This window comes from Bacteroides sp. HF-4919 (assembly GCF_018860125.1).
In genome coordinates this window covers 156430-179912 of sequence record NZ_JAHKNF010000003.1, presented here as the reverse complement: position 1 = coordinate 179912, position 23483 = coordinate 156430, and the positions used below count along the sequence as shown (strand labels likewise).

The following is a 23483-nucleotide window of genomic DNA, read 5'->3' as shown; positions in this document are numbered from 1 at the left end:
GTCAGAGTTTAAATATACGTTCCATCATTTTCCACTTCTCATGTGACGCTTGTCCGGGCAATGAACGCTGAAAGCGAGACATATAAGCCTCCCATTCTGCCTGCCGGGGAAGTTTAGCCAAGCGCTCATTATCTTTTATCCAATCGAATTCATCTACCGTATCGACAATCATAAAGAGTGTATGTTCGTGGATATAAATCTGCATATCGAGTATCCCGACTTCACGGATACCGGCTTTAATTTCCGGCCACACATGCTGATGTGCTGCGACATAAGCACGAATCAATTCCGAATCATTATACAATTCGAGTGTTTGGCAATATCTTTTCATGGTATTATAAAATTAAATAAATATCTCTTTTAAAAAGGCAGAGGTCCGTCATTTCCACCTCCGAACGGATTACTACTCTGAGGGGCAAATTCAGCAGGAGGCGGAGGTACTGTTCCGGTATTATTCATTCGTGATCCGAGCATGGCCCCGGCATCAGGCAACGGAATTACCATATCGTCATCCGGATTCTGGAAACGGGTATACTCACCTTTAAATCGTAGCAGAACATCGCCAACCGCACCATTACGATGCTTAGCGATAATAATTTCGGCCATTCCACGGAGATCGTTTCCTTTATCATCCTGAAATATCTTGTAATATTCGGGGCGGTGAATGAAACACACCATATCGGCATCCTGCTCGATTGCACCGGATTCACGAAGGTCACTCAACTGAGGACGTTTTCCTTCAAGTCCTTCACGACTCTCGACACCACGATTCAACTGAGACAGAGCAATAATCGGAATATTCAACTCTTTGGCAAGCCCCTTCAACGAACGTGAAATAGTACTAACCTCTTCCTGACGGCTGCCAAATGCCATACCGCTGGCGTTCATCAACTGCAAGTAGTCAATGATGATAATTCTTACTCCATGCTCACGAACCAATCGACGTGCCTTAGTTCGAAGTTCAAATACGGACAGAGAGGGAGTATCATCAACATAAAGCGGTGCATCCAGCAAATCCTTCAATTTATAATCGAGCTGTTGCCATTCATAAGCTGCCAATTGTCCGCTCTTGATTTTTTCACTCGGAATTTCACAAACGTTCGAGATCAGACGATTGACCAACTGAACGTTACTCATTTCAAGAGAAAACAAGGCTACCGGATTCCTGAAATTCACGGCAATATTCTTAGCCATTGAAAGTACAAAAGCCGTTTTACCCATGGCCGGACGGGCAGCAATAATTATCAAGTCGGATTTCTGCCATCCGGAAGTCATCTTATCCAGTTTGGTATATCCACTCTCCAATCCGCTCAGACCATCGGTACGTGCGGCGGCTTTCTGAATCTGTTCATAAGCCTCGGCAATAATCGGATTGATCTGCGTATAGTCCTTCTTCATGTTCCGCTGTGAAATCTCAAAGAGTTTCCCTTCGGCCTCTTGCATAAGATCGTCTACATCGAGAGTTTCGTCAAAAGCCTTACTCTGTATGTTACTTGTAAAAGTAATGAGTTCTCTTGCCAAATATTTTTGTGCAATAATACGGGCATGATATTCAATATGGGCGGAAGATGCCACTTTACTGCTCAATTGAGTAATATAAAACGGTCCTCCGACTTCTTCCAGCTCACCACGCTTACTGAGCTGCTCCTTCACAGTAAGAATATCTACCGGTTTTTGATTAACGGCAAGATCGGTAATAGCTGCATAAATCAATTGATGCCTATGTTCGTAAAACGATTCCGGACGGAGAATCTCACTCACCAGCGAATAGGCATCTTTTTCAATCATCAAGGCCCCGAGCACAGCTTCTTCCAGTTCCGGCGCTTGCGGCTGGATACGCCCATAATCATTTACGGGTTGAACCTTGGACTTAGTGGTACTACGGGTATTTCTTCTTTGTTCGGCCATCTGTATTTTTATTGAAATATAGAAAATGAATAGTGGATTAAGTTGTATACATCCACAAAATGTAGGCAAAGATAATTCTCTATTATCAATTTTCCATTATCAAATCTGAATTATTTATTTAACTTTGCGTCCATTAGATAGCATTAATCATTAACCACGAATCATTAATAGTCCAAAGACATGATTACATTTCCGAATGCCAAAATAAACCTGGGGCTGAACATTACTGAAAAACGTCCGGACGGATACCATAACCTGGAAACAGTGTTCTATTCTGTACCTCTGGAAGATGCTCTGGAAATTACAATATTGAATGACTCTAAACAGAAATTTGCTTTGCATCAATCCGGTCTTGAAATCAGTGGAGAACCCGAAAACAATCTGGTAGTAAAAGCTTATCTTTTACTTGATCGGGAATTTCAATTACCCCCGATAGATATATACTTGTACAAACACATTCCTTCGGGTGCCGGATTAGGAGGTGGCTCTGCAGATGCTGCTTTCATGCTGAAGCTGCTAAATGAAAAATTTCACCTGCATCTGACAGATGAGAAACTGGAAGAATATGCTGCCATGTTAGGAGCAGACTGCGCTTTTTTTATAAAAAACAAACCAACTTTCGCAGAAGGTATCGGGAATGTCTTTTCCCCTGTCGATTTATCACTGAAAGGGTATCAGTTAGTACTTGTAAAACCCAATATCTTTGTCTCGACGCGGGAAGCTTTTTCATTCATTAGGCCCCGCCATCCCGAACATTCATTAAAAGAAATCATCAAACGTCCGGTAAACGAATGGAAAGACAACATGCTGAATGATTTTGAAGAAAGTGTCTTCCCACAGTACCCTGTAATCGAAGATATCAAAAAAGAACTTTACCGCAAAGGAGCCGTATATGCTGCCATGTCTGGTTCCGGTTCATCTGTCTTCGGTTTATTCAACCCTGAAGAAGAAATAGCAGATTTAGATTTCGGCCAGGCATTCTGTTTTCAAACGAAATTGAAATAGCCCCATCATAAATTATAATACAATGAAAAACTACTTATTGGCATACGGATGTGCTATGCTTTTATTAGCCTCTTGTACCTCTCCATCAAGAGAAACGAAAGCGCCCGGACAGATAGATATTGTTGGAAAAATTAAAAATCCAACGGAACTTAAAGCCTCCGATTTTCTAAAGGAAATCAATTATATAGCATTAGAAACCACAGACAGTTGTCTGATCAATAACAATCCGGATATACAAGTTTATAAAAACAACATTATCGTTAGCACAAACAAGCAATGCTTAGTCTTCGATAAAACCAACGGCAAATTCATACGTTCTATCGGACATGTAGGTAACGATCCGGGAGGATATAGTGAAGCGACTTTCTGGATCGATGATGTGGCAGAAGAACTATATTTTGTCGGGTGGAACGGTAGTTTAATGCGCTACGATCTGAAAGGTAATTATTTAGGCGAAGTTAAGGTTTCCAAAAGCTTAGGCCCAAGAAATCCTGCTTGCTTTGTTTTCACAGATTCATTAATCATCAGTTACCAATCTGACCTTTTCCCGATAAAAGGAACGGAAAAGAAGCCCCCTTTTCTCCTCCTTGACAAAAAGGGGGAAATATTAGACAGTATCCCATCTCTACTGCCAGTTATACCCGTAGCCATAAATACAATACGAATAAACATATTAAAGAATGAAAAAGCACGAGAGTTCTACGGCAACATGGGGATCTATGGCATGATAATAGCATACTTTAACAGTGATGAGGTCATTGAATCTCCACGGATGCTTTCTACATTATGGAAACATGATGGAAAAGTACGTTTTAAAGAAGCTTATCTGGACACAATCTACACCTTATCCGGAAATAAGTCACATCCTTATCTGGTTTTCAATACAGGAAAATATCATTATCCGGTAGAAGAAAGATACCAGAAAAAGAAAAATGATGAAAGAATTAAAATCGATCATGTGATGGAAAGTGCTTCAATCATCATATTCCAGTTCAGGCAGAGAGATGAGGTATACACCGGCATATACAATAAAAACACTCAAACGACTCAAGTAAGCAAAGGACAGAGTTTTATGAACGATATTGATAACTTCATGCCTCTGAATCCCCGTAGATGCAATGCTGATAATGAATATGTAGATCTTATTCAGGCAAGTAGTGTTTTAGAATGGATGGAAGAGCATCCGGAAATTAAACCAAATGGCAAGTTTGCTTTTGCAAAAGAGATCAACGAGGAATCTAATCCGGTAGTCATCCTTATGAAATAGATTTTTCAAGAATCAAAAAACTAAATATTTTGGTTATTTAACTACAACAAATAGTTTAATCACTAAAATATTTAGTTTATTTGTCCTTCATAACGAACAACAGGTATTTTATAACCTAAAATAAATGATAAAAACATGAAGAGACAAATTGTACCATGTGGCATTTTCGCCCTATTATTATTATTGCCTTCTTGCAATAGAACACAGCAAACCTCGGAAATCAATCAGATAGATATTGCCGAAGGAATAGAAAAACTGGCAGAGCTCAAAGTATCTGATCTTGGAAAAACAATCCAATACATCCCTTTAGAAACAACAGACTCTTGTTTAATCGGAGATTTTCCGGAAGTTAAACTTTTGGATGATAAGATTATGATCCATAATGGGAAACAATGTTTGTTGTTTGATAAGCAAACCGGAAAGTTTATTTGCTCCGTAGGACATAGAGGAGATGATCCGGAGGCTTATAATAGTACTAATGGATATCTGAATCCACAAAACCAGTTGTTATATTTTAACCGTGAACCTAATCAACTGGTAAAATATGACCAAAAAGGTAAATTTGCGGGAATCATCACCATTCCCACTCCGGAAACCTCAACCGGCAGTATTCAAATAAATCGTCCCGGACTCAACGGATTTATATTTTGTGATTCTATTATTGTAGGACATTATGTAGGTGGTTTGGGTCAGAAATGTCCCAGTTCGGTATTATACTTTTCTGAAAAAGGCAATTTTATAGATACAATCCCTAATATTATACCTGAATTAGGTACCGGGCAGGTAGACGATATTAGCAGTATTTCCGTACGCAAAGGATTCGGACTGTTAGGTGGTATCATCCACATACAATACAGTAATGGAAAGCAGAGCATTTGTGTGCCTAATCATACGGCACTTTGGAAAAATAATAATGAAATCCGTTTCAAGGAATTGTTTACTGACACCATTTATACATTGAAAGATTATCAATTGGAAAAACACATGATATTCAATACCGGCAAATATCATTGGCCGGCAGAAGAACGAACACTTTCGGAAAACAATAGTGACCGTATCCTGGTCAGCTATGCAATAGAGAATAACAAATTACTCTATTTCCAATTTATCAGAGGACTATACACAGAAAAGGCTGTTTTATACAATGGAATTTATGATAAAAAGACGAAGGTAACCCATATAGCTTTAGCTGATAATAAATTCATCGATGACTTAACTCAGCTTATGCCTTTCAACCCTACTTTCTTTAATGAAAAAGGAGAATATGCCTCTTTAGTCCAGGCAGACGACATTCTTAGCTGGCTGGAGGAACATCCTGAAATAAAAATAGAGAAAGAACTAAGTGTCTTAAAAGAATTGAATGAAGAATCGAATCCGGTAGTAGTATTGGTAAAGTGATTTAAAAGTGTAATCACATTTTGTTCTCAGACAATAATCTGACAAAGCGGAAGAAGATAAATCAAATAAAGTTCATAATAAAAAAACAGTACCACGACTCACGTCGTAGTACTGTCACAACACAAACACAAAATAAAACACGACAAAACTACTATGCAATCTTACCTGTCTATGCCGGGGAGGCATAAGTACCAATTATGGATATTCACATACACATAAACAGCATCAGGCCGATTTGCATCCTATAAACAAATGTATAAAAACATTTGTTCATTTCTTATATGTTAATTAAAACAATATTCTAATTTATTGGATACCTCTTTCACGAAGTTTCAACTGCCAAGCCCATGCAGAGCGCAGTGTATCTTCAAGAGTTTCCTGTGCCTTCCATCCTAATTCATTGTTTGCATAATCAGGATTAGCCCACACTTTTTCTATATCACCGGCACGGCGCCCTACAATCTGATAGTTCAGTTTTACGCCTGTAGCTTTCTCAAATCCGTTGATCAGTTCAAGAACCGAAACTCCACGACCTGTACCGATATTGAAAGTCTCAACTTTATCTTTTTGTTTCTTTTCAAGAATACGTGCGATAGCAATCACATGTGCTTTGGCAAGATCTACAACATTAATAAAATCACGGATACATGAACCATCGGGTGTATCATAATCATCACCAAACACGCTCAGTTTTTCACGAATTCCGATAGCTGTCTGGGTTAAATAGGGAACAAGATTTTGTGGTACGCCATTAGGAAGTTCTCCCAATAATGCTGTTGGATGAGCACCGATCGGATTAAAGTAGCGCAACAAAATAGCATTTATCGGAGCACCTGAAGTTACAGTATCCCTGACAATCTCTTCGTTAATCTGTTTTGTATTTCCATAGGGAGAAGTAGCTTTCTTAATCGGAGCATTCTCTGTTACAGGTAATTCATCCGGTTCACCATATACAGTACATGAAGAAGAAAATACAATACCTTCTACACCATGTTTTGGCATCAGCTCAAGCAGATTGATTAAAGAAACCAGATTATTGCGGTAGTACAGCAATGGTTTTTCTACAGATTCACCTACTGCCTTGCTGGCTGCAAAGTGAATAATTGCCTTAATACCTTTATATTTATTGAACACGGCATCCAAACCGTTAAAATCCAAACAGTCCAGTTTCTCAAAAACAGGACGAATACCTGATACTTTCTCGATGTTATCTACTACATCAGCATTTGAATTAGATAAGTTATCAATGATGATTACTTCGTATCCACTGTTTTGCAGCTCTACTACAGTATGAGAGCCGATATATCCGGTTCCGCCTGTTACTAAAATTCTTTCTTTCATAACGTGTATAATGGTTAGTTTTTTCGGTTTTCTTGTAAAGTGTTTGCAAATGTAACAAAATAAATTTAGATAAATGCACAAAAAACGAATATTATTTCATGATGGAAATGTGCATTAAGACAAAATAACAGAAAAAGCGACGGAAGAACTACCTCAACGATAGCCTGTCCGCCGCTCATCCTTCAGTTGTTTGTCGTCAGGATTTATACCACTCCGGAGAATCCCATAAATGCCATAGCCAGCAATCCGGCTGTAATTAAAGCAATCGGAGTTCCTTTCATACCCTCGGGAATTTTCACAAGGCTCATTTGCTCACGGAGTCCGGCAAAAAGCACCAAGGCCAAGCCAAAACCGATAGCAGTAGAGAATGCATAGACAACTCCCGTCAATAAATCATAATCTTTCTGGATAACAAGAATAGCCACACCCAAAATACAACAGTTTGTCGTAATTAAGGGAAGGAATACGCCCAGTGCCTGATAAAGTGCAGGGGAAACCTTTTTTAGAATAATTTCCACCATCTGGACCAGTGCCGCAATGACCAATATAAACGTAATAGTCTGCAAGTACTGCAATCCGAAAGCATCGAGCACAAACTTCTGGATCAGGAACGTTACGATTGTGGCAATGGTAAGCACAAAAGCCACCGCTGCACTCATACCCAACGCTGTATCCACTTTCTTGGAAACACCCAGAAACGGACAGATTCCCAGAAATTGCGACAACACAATGTTATTAACAAAGATTGCCGAGATAAATATCAATATATATTCCATAATCGTTTATTTTAATTTGCTTTCTTAAGGCTGTTAATCAGCGCAATCAGATATCCTAATGCAATAAACGCACCCGGAGCAAGAACAAAGACAAGCATACCATATTCTTCAGGGATGATTGACAAGTTGAATATCTTACCTGTACCCAGAAACTCGCGGACAGCTCCCAACAATGTAAGAGCAATCGTAAAGCCCAGTCCCATACCAATTCCGTCGAACATGGACGAAAGAGCATTATTCTTAGCTGCAAATGCTTCTGCACGTCCCAACACAATACAATTCACAACAATCAACGGAATAAAAAGCCCTAATGTAGCATACAATCCAGGGACATAAGCCTGCATCACCATCTGAAGCAAAGTCACAAAAGACGCGATTACCACAATGAATGACGGAATGCGTACCATGTCCGGAATCAAGTTCTTTATCAACGAGATCACCACATTAGAGCAAATCAAAACAAACATAGTGGCAAGTCCCATACCCATACCGTTAATGGCCGAAGAAGTCGTACCCAATGTAGGACACATACCAAGCAGGAGCACAAATGTCGGATTCTCTTTAACAATCCCATTCATCAATACTTTAAAGTTATTCATATCTTTATACTCCTTTCTTATTTAATAACTACTGAATCGACAATCGCAGTTTCGGACTCCTGTACCGGAGCGGCTTTCTGAGAAGCACCGGTTGTCCCGTTAGTATCGCCATTGCCTTTATAAGCACCATACGCAGCGTTCACGGCATTCAAGAAAGCGCGTGAAGTGATTGTAGAAGCGGTAATAGCATCTACCTGTCCCCCATCCTTACTTACCGTTAACGGTTGCTCACCCGGATTCATTCCTTTAATACTACCTTTATTGCCTTCCTTAAACCAATCGGCCGCTTTTGAACCAAGCCCGGGAGTCTCGGCATGTGACAACAATGAATAGTTATAGATTTTGCCTTCGGCATCAAAACCAACCAGTACTTTCAGTTCTCCGCCAAATCCCATCGATTTAGCTTCAACCGCCGTCCCGACCCATTGATCTCCGTTTTTAGCCGGATAAATAATAAAGTCAACAATCTTCTTACCGTCTTTCTCACTAAACATAGTATCACACTCTGCAACCGGATTATTCGTGAATTCGGGTAAGACTTCTTTTAAAGCCTCATTCAGTGTTTTTGCATTTGCTTCTGCAATAGGCCCTTTGGTCAACTCATTCACATAAGCCAGCAGAGCTACCGAAATAGCTGTTACTCCCGTGAGTACCAGCAACATATTTTTCAATGATGATTCTAACTTTTTCATTTCTTCTTCGCTACCTCCCCAAAGCGTTTTGGTTTACAATATGTATTGATTAGCGGAGTGAATGCATTCATAATCAGAATAGCAAATGACATACCTTCCGGATATGCACCGAATAAACGGATAACAACTGTCAGCAAACCGATGCAAACACCATAAATCAGCATACCTTTTTTACTCATCGGAGAAGTCACATAATCAGTCGCCATAAAAATGGCACCCAGCATCAGACCTCCCGAAAGCAACTGGATTACCGGAGAAGCATAAGCTTCCGGATTGGCCAGGTACATAATGCCTGAGAATACAAATACAGTGGCCAGAATAGATACCGGAATATGCCATGTAATGATTCTCTTCCATAACATATAGAGGAGGCCAAAAATCAAAGCTGCTGCACTCACCTCGCCCAAACATCCGCCATTATTGCCAATGAACAAATTCCAGGCATCAGGAAGTTGGCTAAAAGCTGAGGCATCACCATGAACGGCTTGTTTCATCAAGGCTAACGGAGTAGCAGCGGTAGTAGCATCAGTATAGGCAGTCAACTGACCAACCACCGGCCACGAAGTCATTTGCACAGGGAATGATAACAACAGAAACACACGTCCTGCCAATGCCGGGTTAAACGGATTATTTCCCAATCCGCCAAATGACATCTTACCGACACCAATAGCGAATAAAGCACCTAAAATAATGATCCAAATAGGCAGATTCGACGGAAGATTGAATGCCAGCAACACCCCCGTGATGATAGCAGACCCATCACAAATAGTAGTGGTTTCTTTCTTCAGCAAGAACTTACCGATTGCCCATTCAAAAAACAGACAGGCTATCACAGAAGTCGCTGTGACAATCAACGCACCCAGTCCGAAATATACGAGCGAAACGATGAAGGCAGGAATCAGTGCGATCAACACACCGTACATGTTTTTCTGTACACTGTCTCCACCATGAACGTGAGGTGATAATGATACGATTAATTTATTTTCCATACTTATTATTTTTTAGCTTGACGTGCACGAATCATGGCACCAACTTTTCCTTTACCCAAACGACAATAGTCGAGTAACGGACGATTGGCAGGACAAGTGAATTGGCAAGAACCGCACTCGATACAATCCATGATTCTTTCTGATTCCATTCTTTCAAATTCTGTGTTCTCGGCCAAAGCGGAAAGCAGATACGGTTCCAGTCCCATCGGACAGGCACTTACACACTTCGCACAACGGATGCAATTTTGTATTTCTCCGCGTTTAGCCTCTTTCCGGTTCATAATCAAAATTCCGGAACTTCCCTTAGCAGTAGGAACATCGGTATTAACCAATGCTTTACCCATCATCGGGCCGCCTCCAATTACCTTTCCGGTGTCTTCGGGCAAACCGCCACAGGCATCAATCAGTTGTTGCATCGGAGTTCCGATACGTGCCAGGAAGTTGGAAGGTTTAGCAACCGATTTACCGGTCACCGTAATCACACGTTCAAACAAAGGCTTATTTTTCTGCACAGCCTGGTATACTGCAAATGCTGTACCTACATTCTGAACAACCGCTCCTGTAGAGATGGGTAGTGCACCACTCGCAACCTGACGTTTGGTTATAGCATCGATCAGCTGCTTCTCACCTCCTTGCGGATATTTCACCTTCAAAGGTACAACCTCGATACCGGCATAACTGGATGCAACTTTTGTCATCAACTCAATAGCATCGGGTTTATTGTTTTCAATACCGATAAATGCCTTATTTACCTTTACGGCTTTCATCAGAATGGAAACTCCTACCATTACCTCTTCGGCATGCTCCAACATCAACTGATGGTCGGCGGTTAAATAAGGCTCACACTCTACAGCGTTTATAATAACACATTCTGCTTTAAATGAAGGAGGCGGACAGAGTTTAACCTGAGTGGGAAAACAAGCTCCTCCCAAACCAACAATACCGGCATCGGCTATCTTCTTCACAATCTCTTCCGAAGTCAATTCGCACTCTTTCACCAGTTCAGGGCTGCGATCGATAGATTCTTCCCATTCGTCCCCGTCTACATCTATAAAAATAGCAGGTTTGGCATAACCACTCGCATCGACGATCGAATCAACCTTAGCGACTTTGCCACTGACAGAAGAGTGAATGGCAGCCGAAACAAAGCCATTGGCTTCGGCTATTTTAGTGCCCACCTTCACCACATCACCTTTTGCCACAATAGGCTTAGCAGGTGCACCGATATGCTGTCCCAAAAGTATCACAGCTTTTGCCGGAACTTCCGCCGTAATAATGGGTTGATGTGCTGACAGTTTATTTTCGTGTGGATGAACACCACCAATTGAAAATGTCTTCAACATACAATTCTGTATTTTATCTGTTTATTACTCGTTTTCTTAAGCTTCAGCTGTTTTAGCAGCTTCGGCAACAGGTGCTTCCTCTTTGGGTTTGCGCGGAGGGAAATTCAACTCGATGATAGTGTTCTGGGGACAAACTTCAACACACTTACGACAAGACTTACATTTGTTGTAGTCAATGTAAGCAAGATTGTTCTCAAGTGTGATTGCTTCAAACGGACAAGTCTTGACACACTTACCACAACCGATGCAACTTACCGTACAAGCTTTACGCGCAACAGCCCCCTTGTCTTTATTGACACAAGATACATATACGCGGCGGGATTTTTTGCCCTTAGCACGAAGTTCGATTATCGCTTTCGGACAAGCTTTGACGCAAGCGCCACAGGCTGTACACTTTTCTTCATCCACTTCAGGAAGTCCTGTTTCGGGATTCATGTGAATAGCATCAAACTGGCAAGCAGCCACACAATCGCCACATCCCAGACACCCATAGCTACAGCCGGTTTCTCCACCATAAAGCGAAGCGGCAATAGCACAACTCTTTGCACCGTCATACATATTTGTACGCGGACGGTTCGTGCAGGTTCCGTTACATCTAACCACTGCCACCATCGGTTCTGCAGTTCCGGCGTCCAGCCCGAGGATCGAAGCAACCTGCGACATCACAGGTTGTCCGCCTACCGGACAAAACTTACCTTCCAGCGAACCGGCTTTGACGCAAGCATCAGCAAATCCGCTGCAACCCGGATAACCACATCCACCGCAGTTAGCCTGAGGCAACACTTCGGATACCTGGGCAATTCGTGGGTCTTCGTACACGGCAAATTTCTTGGAAGCAACATACAATATCGCAGCCAGTACAAGCGCAATAGCTCCCAAAGAAATCACTGCAATCAGAATCAAATTCATAATTTTTAGTTATTTATTGGTTTTATAGTAAAAGAAAATTTTTGTTTCAACCGAGTTCTGTTCAGCCATATTATATAATAATAAGGAACAAGCACCGCTAAAGCAGCAAGCGCTCCATATAGTTCACTATGAAGAACTGTCTTGAAAACGAAAAGGCCGAGAATTAAAAGAAAGAGAGGAATAACAAAGGCCAGAAATACAGCCTGCATACCCATGGAAGTAGCACCAATAATTGTCACCTCGTCACCTACCTTCCATACAGATGAAGTGTCGGTAATCTCAATTACCTTCTCTTTGCTATCTGCCGAAGAGCAATGTCCCTTGACACTGCAAGTTGAGCAGGCCGATGTTTGGATGATCCTCACAGAAACCTGAGAACCACTTATGTTTTCCACAATACCTTGATGAGTTATTATATTAGTCATTTTGCAAACTGCACATTACAAATTGCGGCAAATTTAAGCATAAGTTTGAGAACTACGAAGTATTTGAATGTTTTTTATAGCGCAATAAGAGTTCTTTTTGAAGTATTTTTTTACTCCATTAATCAGGAGTAGAAACAGAAAAAGCAGGCTTTTTGCCTGCTTTACTGCTAAATTGTTATCATCCTCCGATATTTTAAAATAAATTAGAAACAGAAACAGATTCTTTTATCACTTTCTGTTCATTTCCTTATTTTACATCTTCAAACATTCATTTATCTCAATCATCCGAATCAAATCTGTCCGTTGAATGGAAAAAGTGCTGCTTTCTTTCTGAACATACTTCAGTAAAGTGAGCCCGTCCTGGCGCAGTTTAGACTTTTGCAAAATATTAGACTCCATCTCATCCGAAATCTTCAGCAGGGTCATGGCAGCCAGTTCTATCTTTCCCATCCGGTTAGGATCTCCTTCATAATGGTCAATCAGTTCATCCGGATTCATACTCTGCAACTGCTCCTGAGGAAGTCCTAAAATCTGTCGTGTAAGACAGTCGTACTCTGTCCATTCATCCTTACGAAACTTCTTTTTATTCAAAATCATATTAACAATTAATGAAATGATTTCCTGAATCATTCGTATCAGATAATCTTGTTTAATCATAAGGCGCTTTCTTTAAGTATAACATTTTAATTACAGCGATGAAATTTGCACTACCGGAAACAACAGAGCCGACTGAAAACTCCAGCCGGCCCCATATTTATCTTTGTGTCAACTATTCCTTTACCATTTATAGTTCAGACCAAAACTGAGCAACTCTTTCAACTGGAAATAACTGCTACCGGTGGTCGGCTTTGCACTGTCATCAAAGCGTGCATGCACAAAAAGCTTAGTAGAAAGATAACGGTTCAATACAAAATTGAAAGTATTTTCCCACTCAATGCGTACCCATTTATAGTTAGTCAGATAGTTCAGACGGGAATCGACTACAATGGACGGAATAATGGTCCATGAAATGGTAGGTTGTACCTGTGCACCAAAGTCATTCTTTGAACATTTACCTTTATCCAGTCCGAACTTGGTTTCGTCCACATTTTTGTTACCAATATAACGAAGGTTATAGGTCAATGGAGACATGAATACGGAAAGGTTGAATTTTTTCTTTTTCAGCTTATAATCCATACCGACACTGACAATCACATCGGCAGGAGCAAGGAAAGCAGCAACCAGTTCTTCACTGTTAGCCTTATAACCTTTGGCAAACTGAGTCTTAAACTCACCGGTGATAGTATAGTACCAATTATGTGCAGCCTGGATACCTAATTTGGAATACAAGCGCAACTGGTCGGTATTGACCAGATACTTATGATATTCATCCGATGGAGAAGAGTTGAATCCTAATTTAGCCTCCAACAGATTCTCAAACTGCACTTTCTCACGGTCATTGTAATTGGCAAACAACTGTAAATTAGCCATTACAGCATTGTTACTCTCACCACCTTTATACCAGTTGTCCGATATATAGTTCTGAGTAATTTGAAGCGAACCGTTACCTCCCGTCACCCACCAGTTAGGTTTCGAAATTAACATTTCTGCTTCACCTACATTCTCTTCTACCTTATCTGCACGGAACAGGCTTTTCACTTCCGTCTTCGGAATTTCAATCTTTTTATTGCCATGATACAATTTACGGCTCATTATATGATCTTCGGTAGTAACAACCAAATTGGGATGGTTCAGGTATAAATCCATCAAAGCAGCATCTACCAGCCGGGCCGATCTCTTGATTTTGGTAAACTGCAAAGTGTCACACGGTGATAACTGCTCATTAAGAGAAGGTGCAGTAAAAGGCTCTTTAAATTTCCAGCGCATAGTAGAATATTCCGCAATAGGCGAATAATAATAAGTTAGCGGAACAAACAGGCGGTAATAATCCGGATCTGTTTTCACATAACGCATAGGTACTGAAGGATCATTGAGGTATTCCAACTCTCCTATATAATTATTATATAAGATGGACACTGTATCCATCTTGGGCTTCGGACCATCCAGATTCAGTTTCAGGAGAAGGTACTGCTGAAGCACCTCGGAAAGTGTATCAGCTTTCACTTCATTTTGCACTGTCTCGGAAACCGGTTTTATCGTCTTCTGCGCCATCACTGACGAAGAAAACAGGATTGCAAATGCTAATGTTGAGATGTGACTAGTCTTCATTTTTATAACAAATTTGAGGGCAAATTTACATTAAATAGTTTAGATTACATAAAATTCGCTCATTTTTAATAGGAATAACCGATCAAACGGATCGATGAAACAACCGATCTGTTTTACCGGAATTTGTATGGCATGCATGAGCTACGCAAATTTATCCTGTAGACAGGTTTATGCTACTTATGCCACCAGACGGATAAAGCCCCATTCATCCGTTAGAGGCATACAACTTTTTGTCGTCCAAACATTTCGGAACCCGGAATTGCATTTTTTAATAAATTTGTTTTGTAGAAAGCATCCGTTCTTCCCCATTTTTTTGTAATTTTGCGGTTTTTAAGATTCAAATCAAACGATTTAGAAACAAATTATTAAAACAGTTATAGCTGTGGGAGAAACAAAGTATATTTTCGTAACCGGTGGTGTTGCCTCTTCTTTAGGAAAAGGTATCATTTCATCTTCCATCGGTAAATTGCTGCAAGCAAGAGGTTATAAAGTAACTATCCAAAAGTTTGACCCGTATATCAACATTGACCCGGGAACATTGAACCCTTATGAACACGGAGAATGCTACGTGACTGTAGACGGCCATGAAGCCGACCTTGACTTAGGACACTACGAACGTTTCCTGGGCATCCAGACTACAAAGGCCAACAATATCACGACAGGCCGTATCTATAAGAGCGTCATTGATAAAGAACGCCGTGGAGACTATCTGGGAAAAACCATTCAAGTCATTCCCCACATCACGGATGAAATCAAGCGTAACGTCAAGTTGCTGGGCAACAAGTATAAGTTCGACTTTGTAATTACAGAAATCGGAGGCACGGTAGGTGACATCGAGTCCTTGCCTTATCTGGAAAGTATCCGTCAGTTGAAATGGGAGTTGGGACAGAATGCGTTGTGCGTGCATTTAACTTATGTACCTTTCCTGTCTGCCGCTCAAGAACTGAAAACCAAACCGACCCAACACTCTGTAAAAGAATTGCAGTCACTCGGAGTGCAACCGGATATTCTGGTGCTTCGTACCGAACATGACCTGAACGCCAACCTGCGTAAGAAAGTGGCATTGTTCTGTAATGTTGCCGAGAATGCGGTCGTTCAGTCAATCGATGCTTCAACTATATATGAAGTACCCCTGTTGATGCAGGAACAAGGCTTGGACGAAACCATACTTCAGAAGATGGGCTTACCTGTGGGCGAACGTCCGCCGTTGGGACCTTGGAAAGACTTCCTGAACCGTCGTGCCAATGCTACCGAAACGGTGACTATTGCAATGGTAGGTAAATACGTTGAACTGCAGGATGCGTATAAGTCTATCCTGGAATCACTGTCACAGGCTGCCACTTATAATGACCGTAAAGTTAAAATAGAATATGTATCATCCGAACACCTCACTCCGGACAATGTGGACGAACAGCTGGGACATGTAGACGGAGTAGTTATCTGTCCGGGATTCGGTTCACGTGGTATCGAAGGTAAGTTCGTAGCTGCCAAGTATACCCGCGAACACAACATTCCGACTTTTGGTATCTGCCTGGGTATGCAATGCATGGCCATCGAATTTGCCCGCAACGTACTGGGTTATGCCGATGCCAATTCTATTGAAATGGACGAAAAGACCAAACATAACGTTATCGACATCATGGAAGAGCAGAAGGCCATCACCAATATGGGAGGTACAATGCGTCTGGGTGCTTACGAATGCGTCTTGAAAAAAGACTCTAAAGTATACGAAGCTTATAAACAAGAACATATTCAGGAGCGTCATCGCCACCGTTACGAATTCAACAACGACTATCGCAAGCAATTCGAAGAGGCCGGCATGAAATGTGTAGGTATCAATCCGGAATCAGACCTGGTAGAGATTGTAGAGATCCCTACATTGAAATGGTACATCGGAACGCAGTTCCATCCGGAATACAGCAGTACGGTGCTACACCCGCATCCGTTGTTCGTATCGTTCATTAAGGCTGCAATCGATAAGTAAAATCACTATCGTATAGATTATTAATCATTAATCACTAAAACAAGAGAATGGATAAAAACACCATCACAGGCCTCGTTTTAATAGGTATATTACTGGTAGGATTCAGTTTTCTGAGCCGTCCCAGCGAGGAGCAAATAGCCGCCCAGAAGCGGTATTATGACTCTATAGCCGTGGTACAGCAGCAAGAAGAAGCACTGAAAGCCAAAACCGAAGCTGCACTGGCTAACGAAAAAGAGGAAACAGCCGCCGATTCGGCATCTCTCTTCTTCAATGCCACCCAAGGTAAAGAGGCGTTTACTACTATCCAGAACAATTTGGTAGAAATCACTCTGGATAACAAAGGCGGCCGCGTTTACTCTGCCCTGTTGAAAAACTACATGGGACAAGATAAGAAACCGGTTGTGTTGTTCAACGGCAGCGATGCTTCCATGAACTTCAACTTCTACAATAAGAAGGGTGCCCTCCAGACAAAAGACTTCTATTTCGAAGCAGTCAATAAAACAGACAGCAGTGTTACGATGCGTCTGGCCGCCGACAGTGCCAGCTATATCGACTTTATTTATACACTGAAACCGGATAATTATCTGATGAGCTTTGTGATTAAAGCAACAGGTATGGAAGGCAAATTGGCTGCTACTACAAACTATGTGGACATCTCGTGGTCACAACGTGCCCGCCAGATCGAGAAAGGATATACTTACGAGAACCGTTTGGCAGACCTCACCTACAAATATACAGGTGATGATGTGGACAACCTTTCGGCAAGTAAAGACGATGAAAAGTCAGTACCGGAGCGTCTGGACTGGATTGCTTTCAAAAACCAGTTCTTCTCTTCTGTATTCATTGCAGAACAGGATTTCGAAAAGACTACGGTCAAATCGAAAATGGAGAAACAGGGAAGTGGCTACATCAAAGACTACTCGGCTGAAATGAGTACGTTCTTCGATCCTACCGGTAAGCAACCGACCGACATGTATTTCTACTTCGGCCCGAACCACTATAAAACACTGACCGCATTGGACAAGGGACGTGAAGAGAAATGGGAACTCAACAACCTGGTATATCTGGGTTGGCCGTTGATTCGATGGATCAACAAATGGATCACCATCAACGTGTTCGACTGGTTGTCAGGTTGGGGATTAGGCATGGGTGTCGTACTGTTGCTATTGACAATTATGGTGAAAGTTGTGGTTTTTCCGGCAACCTGGAAGACTTATATGTCATCGGCCAAGATGCGTGTACTGAAACCAAAAATTGACGAGATCAATAAGAAATATCCCAAGCAGGAAGATGCGATGAAGAAACAGCAAGAGGTAATGGGACTATACAGTCAATACGGTGTAAGCCCGATGGGCGGCTGTTTGCCGATGCTTGTTCAATTCCCTATCCTGATGGCATTGTTCATGTTTGTGCCGAGCGCTATCGAACTCCGCCAGCAGAGTTTCCTTTGGGCGGACGACTTATCGACCTACGACGCATTCATCACTTTCCCGTTCCATATTCCGTTCTTGGGTAATCACCTCAGCTTGTTCTGCCTGCTGATGACCATTACCAATATCCTGAACACGAAGTACACGATGCAGCAGCAGGATACAGGTGCCCAGCCGCAAATGGCAGCAATGAAGTGGATGATGTATCTGATGCCGATTATGTTCCTCTTCGTTTTGAACGACTATCCTTCGGGATTGAACTATTACTACTTCATTTCGACTTTGATCAGTGTGGTAACCATGATCATACTGCGCCGGACAACTGACGAAGACAAGTTGCTCGCCGATCTGGAAGCAAAGAAAAAAGATCCGAAGCAAATGAAGAAGACCGGATTTGCCGCACGTCTGGAAGCCATGCAGAAACAGCAGGAACAGATGGCAAAAGAACGGGCTAATAAGCAGAATAAGCGATAAGAAATAAAAATTAGCTTAAAGACCGAAGAGCCGGGCAAGCAGTATATGTTTGTCCGGCTTTTTTCCCCTTTATAGAATATATAAAAACATGACTACCAAATACACATACAAAGAGATATGGCTCATAGCCTACCCTATCCTGATCAGCCTGATCATGGAACAATTAATAGGTATGACAGACACTGCCTTCCTGGGACGGGTAGGCGAAATCGAACTGGGAGCCTCGGCCATCGCAGGCGTATATTATCTGGCCATTTTCATGATGGCGTTCGGATTCAGCATCGGAGCACAAATCCTGATAGCCCGGCGAAACGGCGAGCAACAATACCGCACCATCGGACCGATATTCTATCAGGGGGTCTATTTTTTGCTGGCATTGGCAATAGTGGCATTTACCCTTTCTTTATGCTTCTCTCCTCATTTGCTGAAACTGGTTATCAGTTCGCAGCACATTTATGACGCGTCCATCAGCTATATCAACTGGAGAGTTTTTGGTTTCTTTTTCTCTTTCGTCGGCGTGATGTTCCGGGCATTTTTTGTAGGTACCACACAGACCAAGACCTTGACATTGAATTCAATCGTAATGGTATTGTCCAACATAGTATTCAACTATATCCTGATATTCGGTAAGTTCGGCTTCCCCGCATTAGGTATTGCCGGAGCTGCTATCGGGTCGTCACTGGCCGAAATGGTATCGGTCATCTTCTTCATCGTCTATACCTGGAAGCGGATAGACTGTAAGAAGTATGCACTGAACCAGCTTCCCAGTTTCCAACCGGAAACATTAAAACGAATATTAAACGTATCTTTTTGGACTATGATCCAAAATTTCTTCTCACTATCCACCTGGTTCATGTTCTTCCTTTTTGTGGAACATCTGGGCGAACGCGCACTGGCCATTACGAACATTATCCGCAACGTATCGGGTATTCCGTTTATGGTTGCGATGGCATTTGCCACCACATGCGGTTCACTGGTGAGCAACCTGATAGGCGCAGGAGAGATTAAAAGCGTACCCGGAACTATCCGGCAGCATGTACGCATCGGCTATGTTTTTGTATTACCTCTGGTACTGTTCTTCGCCCTCTTCCCCGATCTGGTGTTAAGTATCTATACAGATATACCGGATCTGAAAGAGGCTTCCATCCCCTCGTTATGGGTATTATGTTCCGCCTATCTGATATTGGTCCCGGCCAATGTTTATTTCCAGGCGGTATCCGGAACGGGCAATACACGTACGGCACTGGGATTAGAACTCTGCGTGCTGGCTGTCTATCTGGCTTATATCACGTATGTCATCCTCTATCTGAGAGTAGACGTAGCCTTCTGCTGGACTACAGAGCATTTATACGGAATCTGTATCCTGACTCTGTCGTACATCTATATAAAGAAAGGAAACTGGCAAAAAAAGCAGATTTGACCTGATTTTTGCTTATCTTCGCAACTCAAATAATCAATTATTAAAAACTTATGAGACAAGTAAACCTATTTATTATGTCGGCAACAATGATGTTAGCATCCTGTGGCGGAACCAAGGATGCAGGCAAAACGGACCAGGCGCTGATCGGAAAATCCGATATCAAAATCGAGGGGAAGCGGATGACTCCCGAAGCACTCTGGGCAATGGGACGTATCGGCGGACTCTCCGTATCGCCCGATGGAAAACAGATAGCCTATACAGTGGCTTACTACAGTGTACCCGAAAACAAAAGCAACCGGGAAGTTTTTGTGATGAACACAGACGGAACCGACAACCGGCAAATCACTCACACTCCTTTTCAGGAAAATGAAGTGACTTGGGCAACGGACGGAAGCAAACTGCTTTTCCTGAGCAACGACAACGGCAGCAGCCAACTGTACGAAATGAACCCCGACGGTAGCGGACGCAAACAGATTTCCAATTATGACGGAAATATCGAAGGATATTCCATCTCGCCGGACGGCAAGAAGATACTGTTCATCGCCCAAGTAAAGACTGTTAAAAGCACGGCTGACAAATATCCTGACCTGGACAAAGCAACCGGCATCATCATCACCGACCTGATGTACAAACATTGGGATGAATGGGTGACAACTGCCCCCCACCCCTTTATCGCCGATTTCGATGGCAAGTCGGTAACCAACATCGTAGACGTGCTGGAAGGTGAGCCTTACGAAAGTCCGATGAAACCATGGGGAGGTATCGAACAACTCGCATGGAACACTACCTCGGATAAAGTGGCTTATACCTGTCGAAAGAAAACGGGACTGGCTTATGCCATTTCTACCAACTCGGATATCTATGTATACGACCTCAATACCAAGAAAACAATAAATATCACCGAAGGTATGATGGGTTATGATACTAATCCGCAATATTCTCCGGATGGAAAGAGCATCGCCTGGCAAAGTATGGAGCGTGATGGTTACGAAGCAGACCAGAACCGTCTCTTCATCATGAATCTGGAAACCGGAGAAAAACGTTTTGCCAGCAAAGCGTTCGATTCGAATGTAGATGCATTCGTATGGAGCCAGGATGCCAAGACGATCTATTTCACCGGTGTATGGCATGGTGAAACTCAAATCTACTCACTCGATCTGACCAATGATTCTGTACGTCCTGTCACTTCGGGTATGTACGACTACGAAGGCGTTGCCCTCTTCGGTGATAAACTGATTGCCAAACGTCACTCTATGAGCATGGGAGATGAAATTTATGCCGTTTCCCTGGATGGGCAGACGACACAACTGACTCAAGAGAACAAGCAGATCTACGATCAGATAGAGATGGGCAAAGTTGAAGGACGCTGGATGAAAACGACAGATGGTAAAGAAATGCTGACATGGGTCATCTATCCGCCCCAGTTCGATCCGAATAAGAAATATCCGACACTGCTCTTCTGCGAAGGCGGTCCACAGAGCCCGGTAAGCCAATTCTGGAGTTATCGCTGGAACATGCAGATTATGGCTGCCAACGGCTATATCGTTGTAGCACCGAACCGCCGCGGACTTCCTGGTTTCGGAGTGGAATGGAACGAAGCTATCAGCGGAGATTACGGTGGCCAATGCATGAAGGATTATTTCACGGCAATCGACGAAATGGCAAAAGAACCTTTCGTTGACAAAGACCACCTGGGCTGTGTGGGTGCCAGCTTCGGAGGATTCTCCGTCTACTGGCTGGCAGGACATCACGACAAACGTTTCAAAGCCTTCATTGCCCACGATGGTATCTTCAACATGGAGATGCAATACCTGGAGACAGAAGAGAAATGGTTTGCCAATTGGGATATGGGAGGCGCATACTGGGAAAAGCAGAATCCGGTTGCCCAGCGCACTTTTGCGAACTCTCCGCACTTGTTCGTCGAAAAATGGGATACCCCGATTCTTTGCATCCACGGTGAGAAGGATTACCGTATCCTTGCCAATCAGGCCATGGCTGCGTTCGACGCTGCCGTAATGCGTGGCGTACCAGCTGAACTGCTTATTTATCCGGACGAGAACCACTGGGTATTGAAACCGCAAAACGGTGTGTTGTGGCAACGCACTTTCTTCGAATGGCTGGACAAATGGTTGAAACCAAACACTACAGATTCCAAATAAAGGCTCTGTTCTGCTAAAATAAAGGCTCTGTTCCGACGGAACAGAGCCTTTATTTTAGCAGAACAGAGTGTCCGTTTACTCCTTCGGAAAGCTTACATCCGCTTCAACTTGACAATCTCTCCAAGTACCGGAATATACACGTCTATCCTACGTTTCTTTGCTTCGGCAGTAAAAACCTGCGGAGGGTCATGCAGAGGTTCGTCCGACAAGTCGAACGTACCATAATGCATCGGGATGGTAAGAGCTGCTTTCATATCGGTGGACGCTGTCAGTGCATCGTAAGGTGAAATGTGATTGGGCTGCATAAACCAACGCGGCTTATAAGCACCGATACCCACCAAAGCATAATCGGGTGTCCCGAATAGCTCGGGTATCTCACGGAAATGCCTGGAATATCCGGTATCGCCACTGTAATAGATGGAGATGCCGTCACCCTGTACCATAAACGCTCCCCACAGCCTTCGTCCTCCGTCACGCACCGAACGCTTGCTCCAATGCTGGGCAGGAAGAAAAGTAATCTTCAACCTGTCATCTTCTATCTGTTGGTACCATCCGGCCTCCGTTACCTCAAGCTCCGGAAACCAACTCTTTATCAATTCACCGGTACCCAACCCACAGAAAAGTTTCATCCGGGGATTGTTCTTCACCAGCCGGGCTACACTTTGCTTATCCAAATGGTCGAAATGGTCGTGACTGATAAGCAAGTAATCTATATCGGTAAAAATATCGGGGTTTGCCGGAAAATCACTCTGACGTTTGACAAAAGGGATATCTCCAAAAACAGGATCGAACATGACACGTTTTCCTGCCAATTGAAGGAAGAAGGAGTTATGTCCCAGCCATATCAGCGAATTACCGACCACCCCTTCCAATGAACGCAGATAACTCATCCGGGGATTCCACTTCACACTCTTCTTCTCTTTCCGCTGCGGATTGGAAGAAAGGCGCCATTTCAAGACACTTCCCATCCCGGGACGAAAACGATGCTGGCGATTGACAAACTTTCCTCTCACCACAGGATTACCCCGCCAATGCGGGTTTACCGTTGCCAGTCTTTCATTTCTTCTGAAACATATATGCTCGCCCATACACTTATATACTTTTTTCGTTGTGTAACAAACAAAAATAACAAAAGATTTGTGTATAGTCGCAGAAT

The 23483-nt window shown here is 42.6% G+C and carries 20 protein-coding genes; 7 read left to right on the top strand and 13 right to left on the bottom strand.

Going from position 1 to position 23483, the window contains the following annotated elements; genetic code table 11:
* Nucleotide 1 precedes the first annotated feature (1 nt).
* On the bottom strand, nucleotides 2–331 hold the full coding sequence (locus tag KO473_RS06830; RefSeq protein ID WP_005820513.1) for an L-rhamnose mutarotase: 330 nt from the start codon (nucleotides 329–331) through the stop codon (nucleotides 2–4).
* Nucleotides 332–360: 29 nt separating this feature from the next.
* Nucleotides 361–1908, bottom strand: a complete 1548-nt coding sequence (dnaB, locus tag KO473_RS06825; RefSeq protein WP_005820516.1) for a replicative DNA helicase — start codon at nucleotides 1906–1908, stop codon at nucleotides 361–363.
* 180 nt (nucleotides 1909–2088) lie between these two features.
* On the opposite strand from dnaB, the gene ispE reads away from it, so the two are divergent.
* The 3 genes from ispE (at nucleotide 2089) to KO473_RS06810 (ending at nucleotide 5578) form a co-directional block, all read left to right on the top strand.
* Entirely contained in the window at nucleotides 2089–2913 is an 825-nt protein-coding gene (ispE, locus tag KO473_RS06820) for a 4-(cytidine 5'-diphospho)-2-C-methyl-D-erythritol kinase (protein ID WP_005820517.1), read from the top strand.
* A 22-nt stretch (nucleotides 2914–2935) separates the two neighbouring features.
* On the top strand, nucleotides 2936–4180 hold the full coding sequence (locus KO473_RS06815) for a DUF4934 domain-containing protein (protein ID WP_005820518.1): 1245 nt from the start codon (nucleotides 2936–2938) through the stop codon (nucleotides 4178–4180).
* 135 nt (nucleotides 4181–4315) lie between these two features.
* On the top strand, nucleotides 4316–5578 hold the full coding sequence (locus KO473_RS06810; RefSeq protein ID WP_005820519.1) for a DUF4934 domain-containing protein: 1263 nt from the start codon (nucleotides 4316–4318) through the stop codon (nucleotides 5576–5578).
* 306 nt (nucleotides 5579–5884) lie between these two features.
* Here the strand turns inward: KO473_RS06810 and galE are convergent, their stop codons facing one another.
* The 10 genes from galE to KO473_RS06760 all read right to left on the bottom strand — a co-directional run bounded on the left by galE (nucleotide 5885) and on the right by KO473_RS06760 (nucleotide 14860).
* Nucleotides 5885–6919, bottom strand: a complete 1035-nt coding sequence (galE, locus tag KO473_RS06805; RefSeq protein ID WP_005778195.1) for a UDP-glucose 4-epimerase GalE — start codon at nucleotides 6917–6919, stop codon at nucleotides 5885–5887.
* Between the two features lie 203 nt (nucleotides 6920–7122).
* Nucleotides 7123–7695 carry an electron transport complex subunit RsxA gene (gene rsxA, locus KO473_RS06800; protein ID WP_005778198.1) on the bottom strand — a complete coding sequence of 191 codons (573 nt, stop codon included), beginning with the start codon at nucleotides 7693–7695 and terminating at the stop codon, nucleotides 7123–7125.
* 11 nt (nucleotides 7696–7706) lie between these two features.
* A complete protein-coding gene (gene rsxE, locus KO473_RS06795; RefSeq protein WP_005778200.1) occupies nucleotides 7707–8294 on the bottom strand; it encodes an RnfABCDGE type electron transport complex subunit E in 588 nt (195 codons plus the stop codon).
* A 17-nt stretch (nucleotides 8295–8311) separates the two neighbouring features.
* Nucleotides 8312–8986, bottom strand: coding sequence for an RnfABCDGE type electron transport complex subunit G (locus KO473_RS06790; protein ID WP_005806529.1), 675 nt, complete (start codon nucleotides 8984–8986; stop codon nucleotides 8312–8314).
* Nucleotides 8983–9975: an RnfABCDGE type electron transport complex subunit D gene (locus tag KO473_RS06785; protein WP_005778205.1), complete on the bottom strand. Its 993-nt coding sequence runs from the start codon at nucleotides 9973–9975 to the stop codon at nucleotides 8983–8985. Before KO473_RS06785 ends, KO473_RS06790 begins: the two co-directional genes overlap by 4 nt.
* Before the next feature lie 5 nt (nucleotides 9976–9980).
* Nucleotides 9981–11318 carry an electron transport complex subunit RsxC gene (rsxC, locus tag KO473_RS06780; RefSeq protein WP_005806533.1) on the bottom strand — a complete coding sequence of 446 codons (1338 nt, stop codon included), beginning with the start codon at nucleotides 11316–11318 and terminating at the stop codon, nucleotides 9981–9983.
* 36 nt (nucleotides 11319–11354) lie between these two features.
* Nucleotides 11355–12227, bottom strand: coding sequence for a Fe-S cluster domain-containing protein (locus KO473_RS06775; RefSeq protein ID WP_005778209.1), 873 nt, complete (start codon nucleotides 12225–12227; stop codon nucleotides 11355–11357).
* A gap of 5 nt (nucleotides 12228–12232) precedes the next feature.
* Nucleotides 12233–12652 (bottom strand): SoxR reducing system RseC family protein, encoded by a 420-nt coding sequence (locus tag KO473_RS06770; RefSeq protein ID WP_005778211.1) that lies wholly within the window; start codon nucleotides 12650–12652, stop codon nucleotides 12233–12235.
* A 252-nt stretch (nucleotides 12653–12904) separates the two neighbouring features.
* The gene (locus tag KO473_RS06765) at nucleotides 12905–13309 is read right to left on the bottom strand and encodes a hypothetical protein (protein ID WP_005778212.1); all 405 of its coding nucleotides are present in this window, start codon (nucleotides 13307–13309) and stop codon (nucleotides 12905–12907) included.
* 120 nt (nucleotides 13310–13429) lie between these two features.
* Nucleotides 13430–14860, bottom strand: a complete 1431-nt coding sequence (locus tag KO473_RS06760) for a DUF3078 domain-containing protein (protein ID WP_122130449.1) — start codon at nucleotides 14858–14860, stop codon at nucleotides 13430–13432.
* A 382-nt stretch (nucleotides 14861–15242) separates the two neighbouring features.
* On the opposite strand from KO473_RS06760, the gene KO473_RS06755 reads away from it, so the two are divergent.
* The 4 genes from KO473_RS06755 to KO473_RS06740 all read left to right on the top strand — a co-directional run bounded on the left by KO473_RS06755 (nucleotide 15243) and on the right by KO473_RS06740 (nucleotide 22327).
* Complete coding sequence (locus tag KO473_RS06755) at nucleotides 15243–16844, top strand: CTP synthase (protein ID WP_005806541.1); 1602 nt, start codon at nucleotides 15243–15245, stop codon at nucleotides 16842–16844.
* A 47-nt stretch (nucleotides 16845–16891) separates the two neighbouring features.
* Entirely contained in the window at nucleotides 16892–18748 is a 1857-nt protein-coding gene (yidC, locus tag KO473_RS06750; protein WP_005806542.1) for a membrane protein insertase YidC, read from the top strand.
* 88 nt (nucleotides 18749–18836) lie between these two features.
* Nucleotides 18837–20168 (top strand): MATE family efflux transporter, encoded by a 1332-nt coding sequence (locus KO473_RS06745; protein ID WP_005820523.1) that lies wholly within the window; start codon nucleotides 18837–18839, stop codon nucleotides 20166–20168.
* A 50-nt stretch (nucleotides 20169–20218) separates the two neighbouring features.
* On the top strand, nucleotides 20219–22327 hold the full coding sequence (locus tag KO473_RS06740; RefSeq protein ID WP_122130448.1) for a S9 family peptidase: 2109 nt from the start codon (nucleotides 20219–20221) through the stop codon (nucleotides 22325–22327).
* Nucleotides 22328–22419: 92 nt separating this feature from the next.
* Here KO473_RS06740 and KO473_RS06735 read toward each other — a convergent pair whose 3' ends face one another.
* Nucleotides 22420–23415, bottom strand: a complete 996-nt coding sequence (locus tag KO473_RS06735; protein WP_122130447.1) for an MBL fold metallo-hydrolase — start codon at nucleotides 23413–23415, stop codon at nucleotides 22420–22422.
* Nucleotides 23416–23483 lie beyond the last annotated feature (68 nt).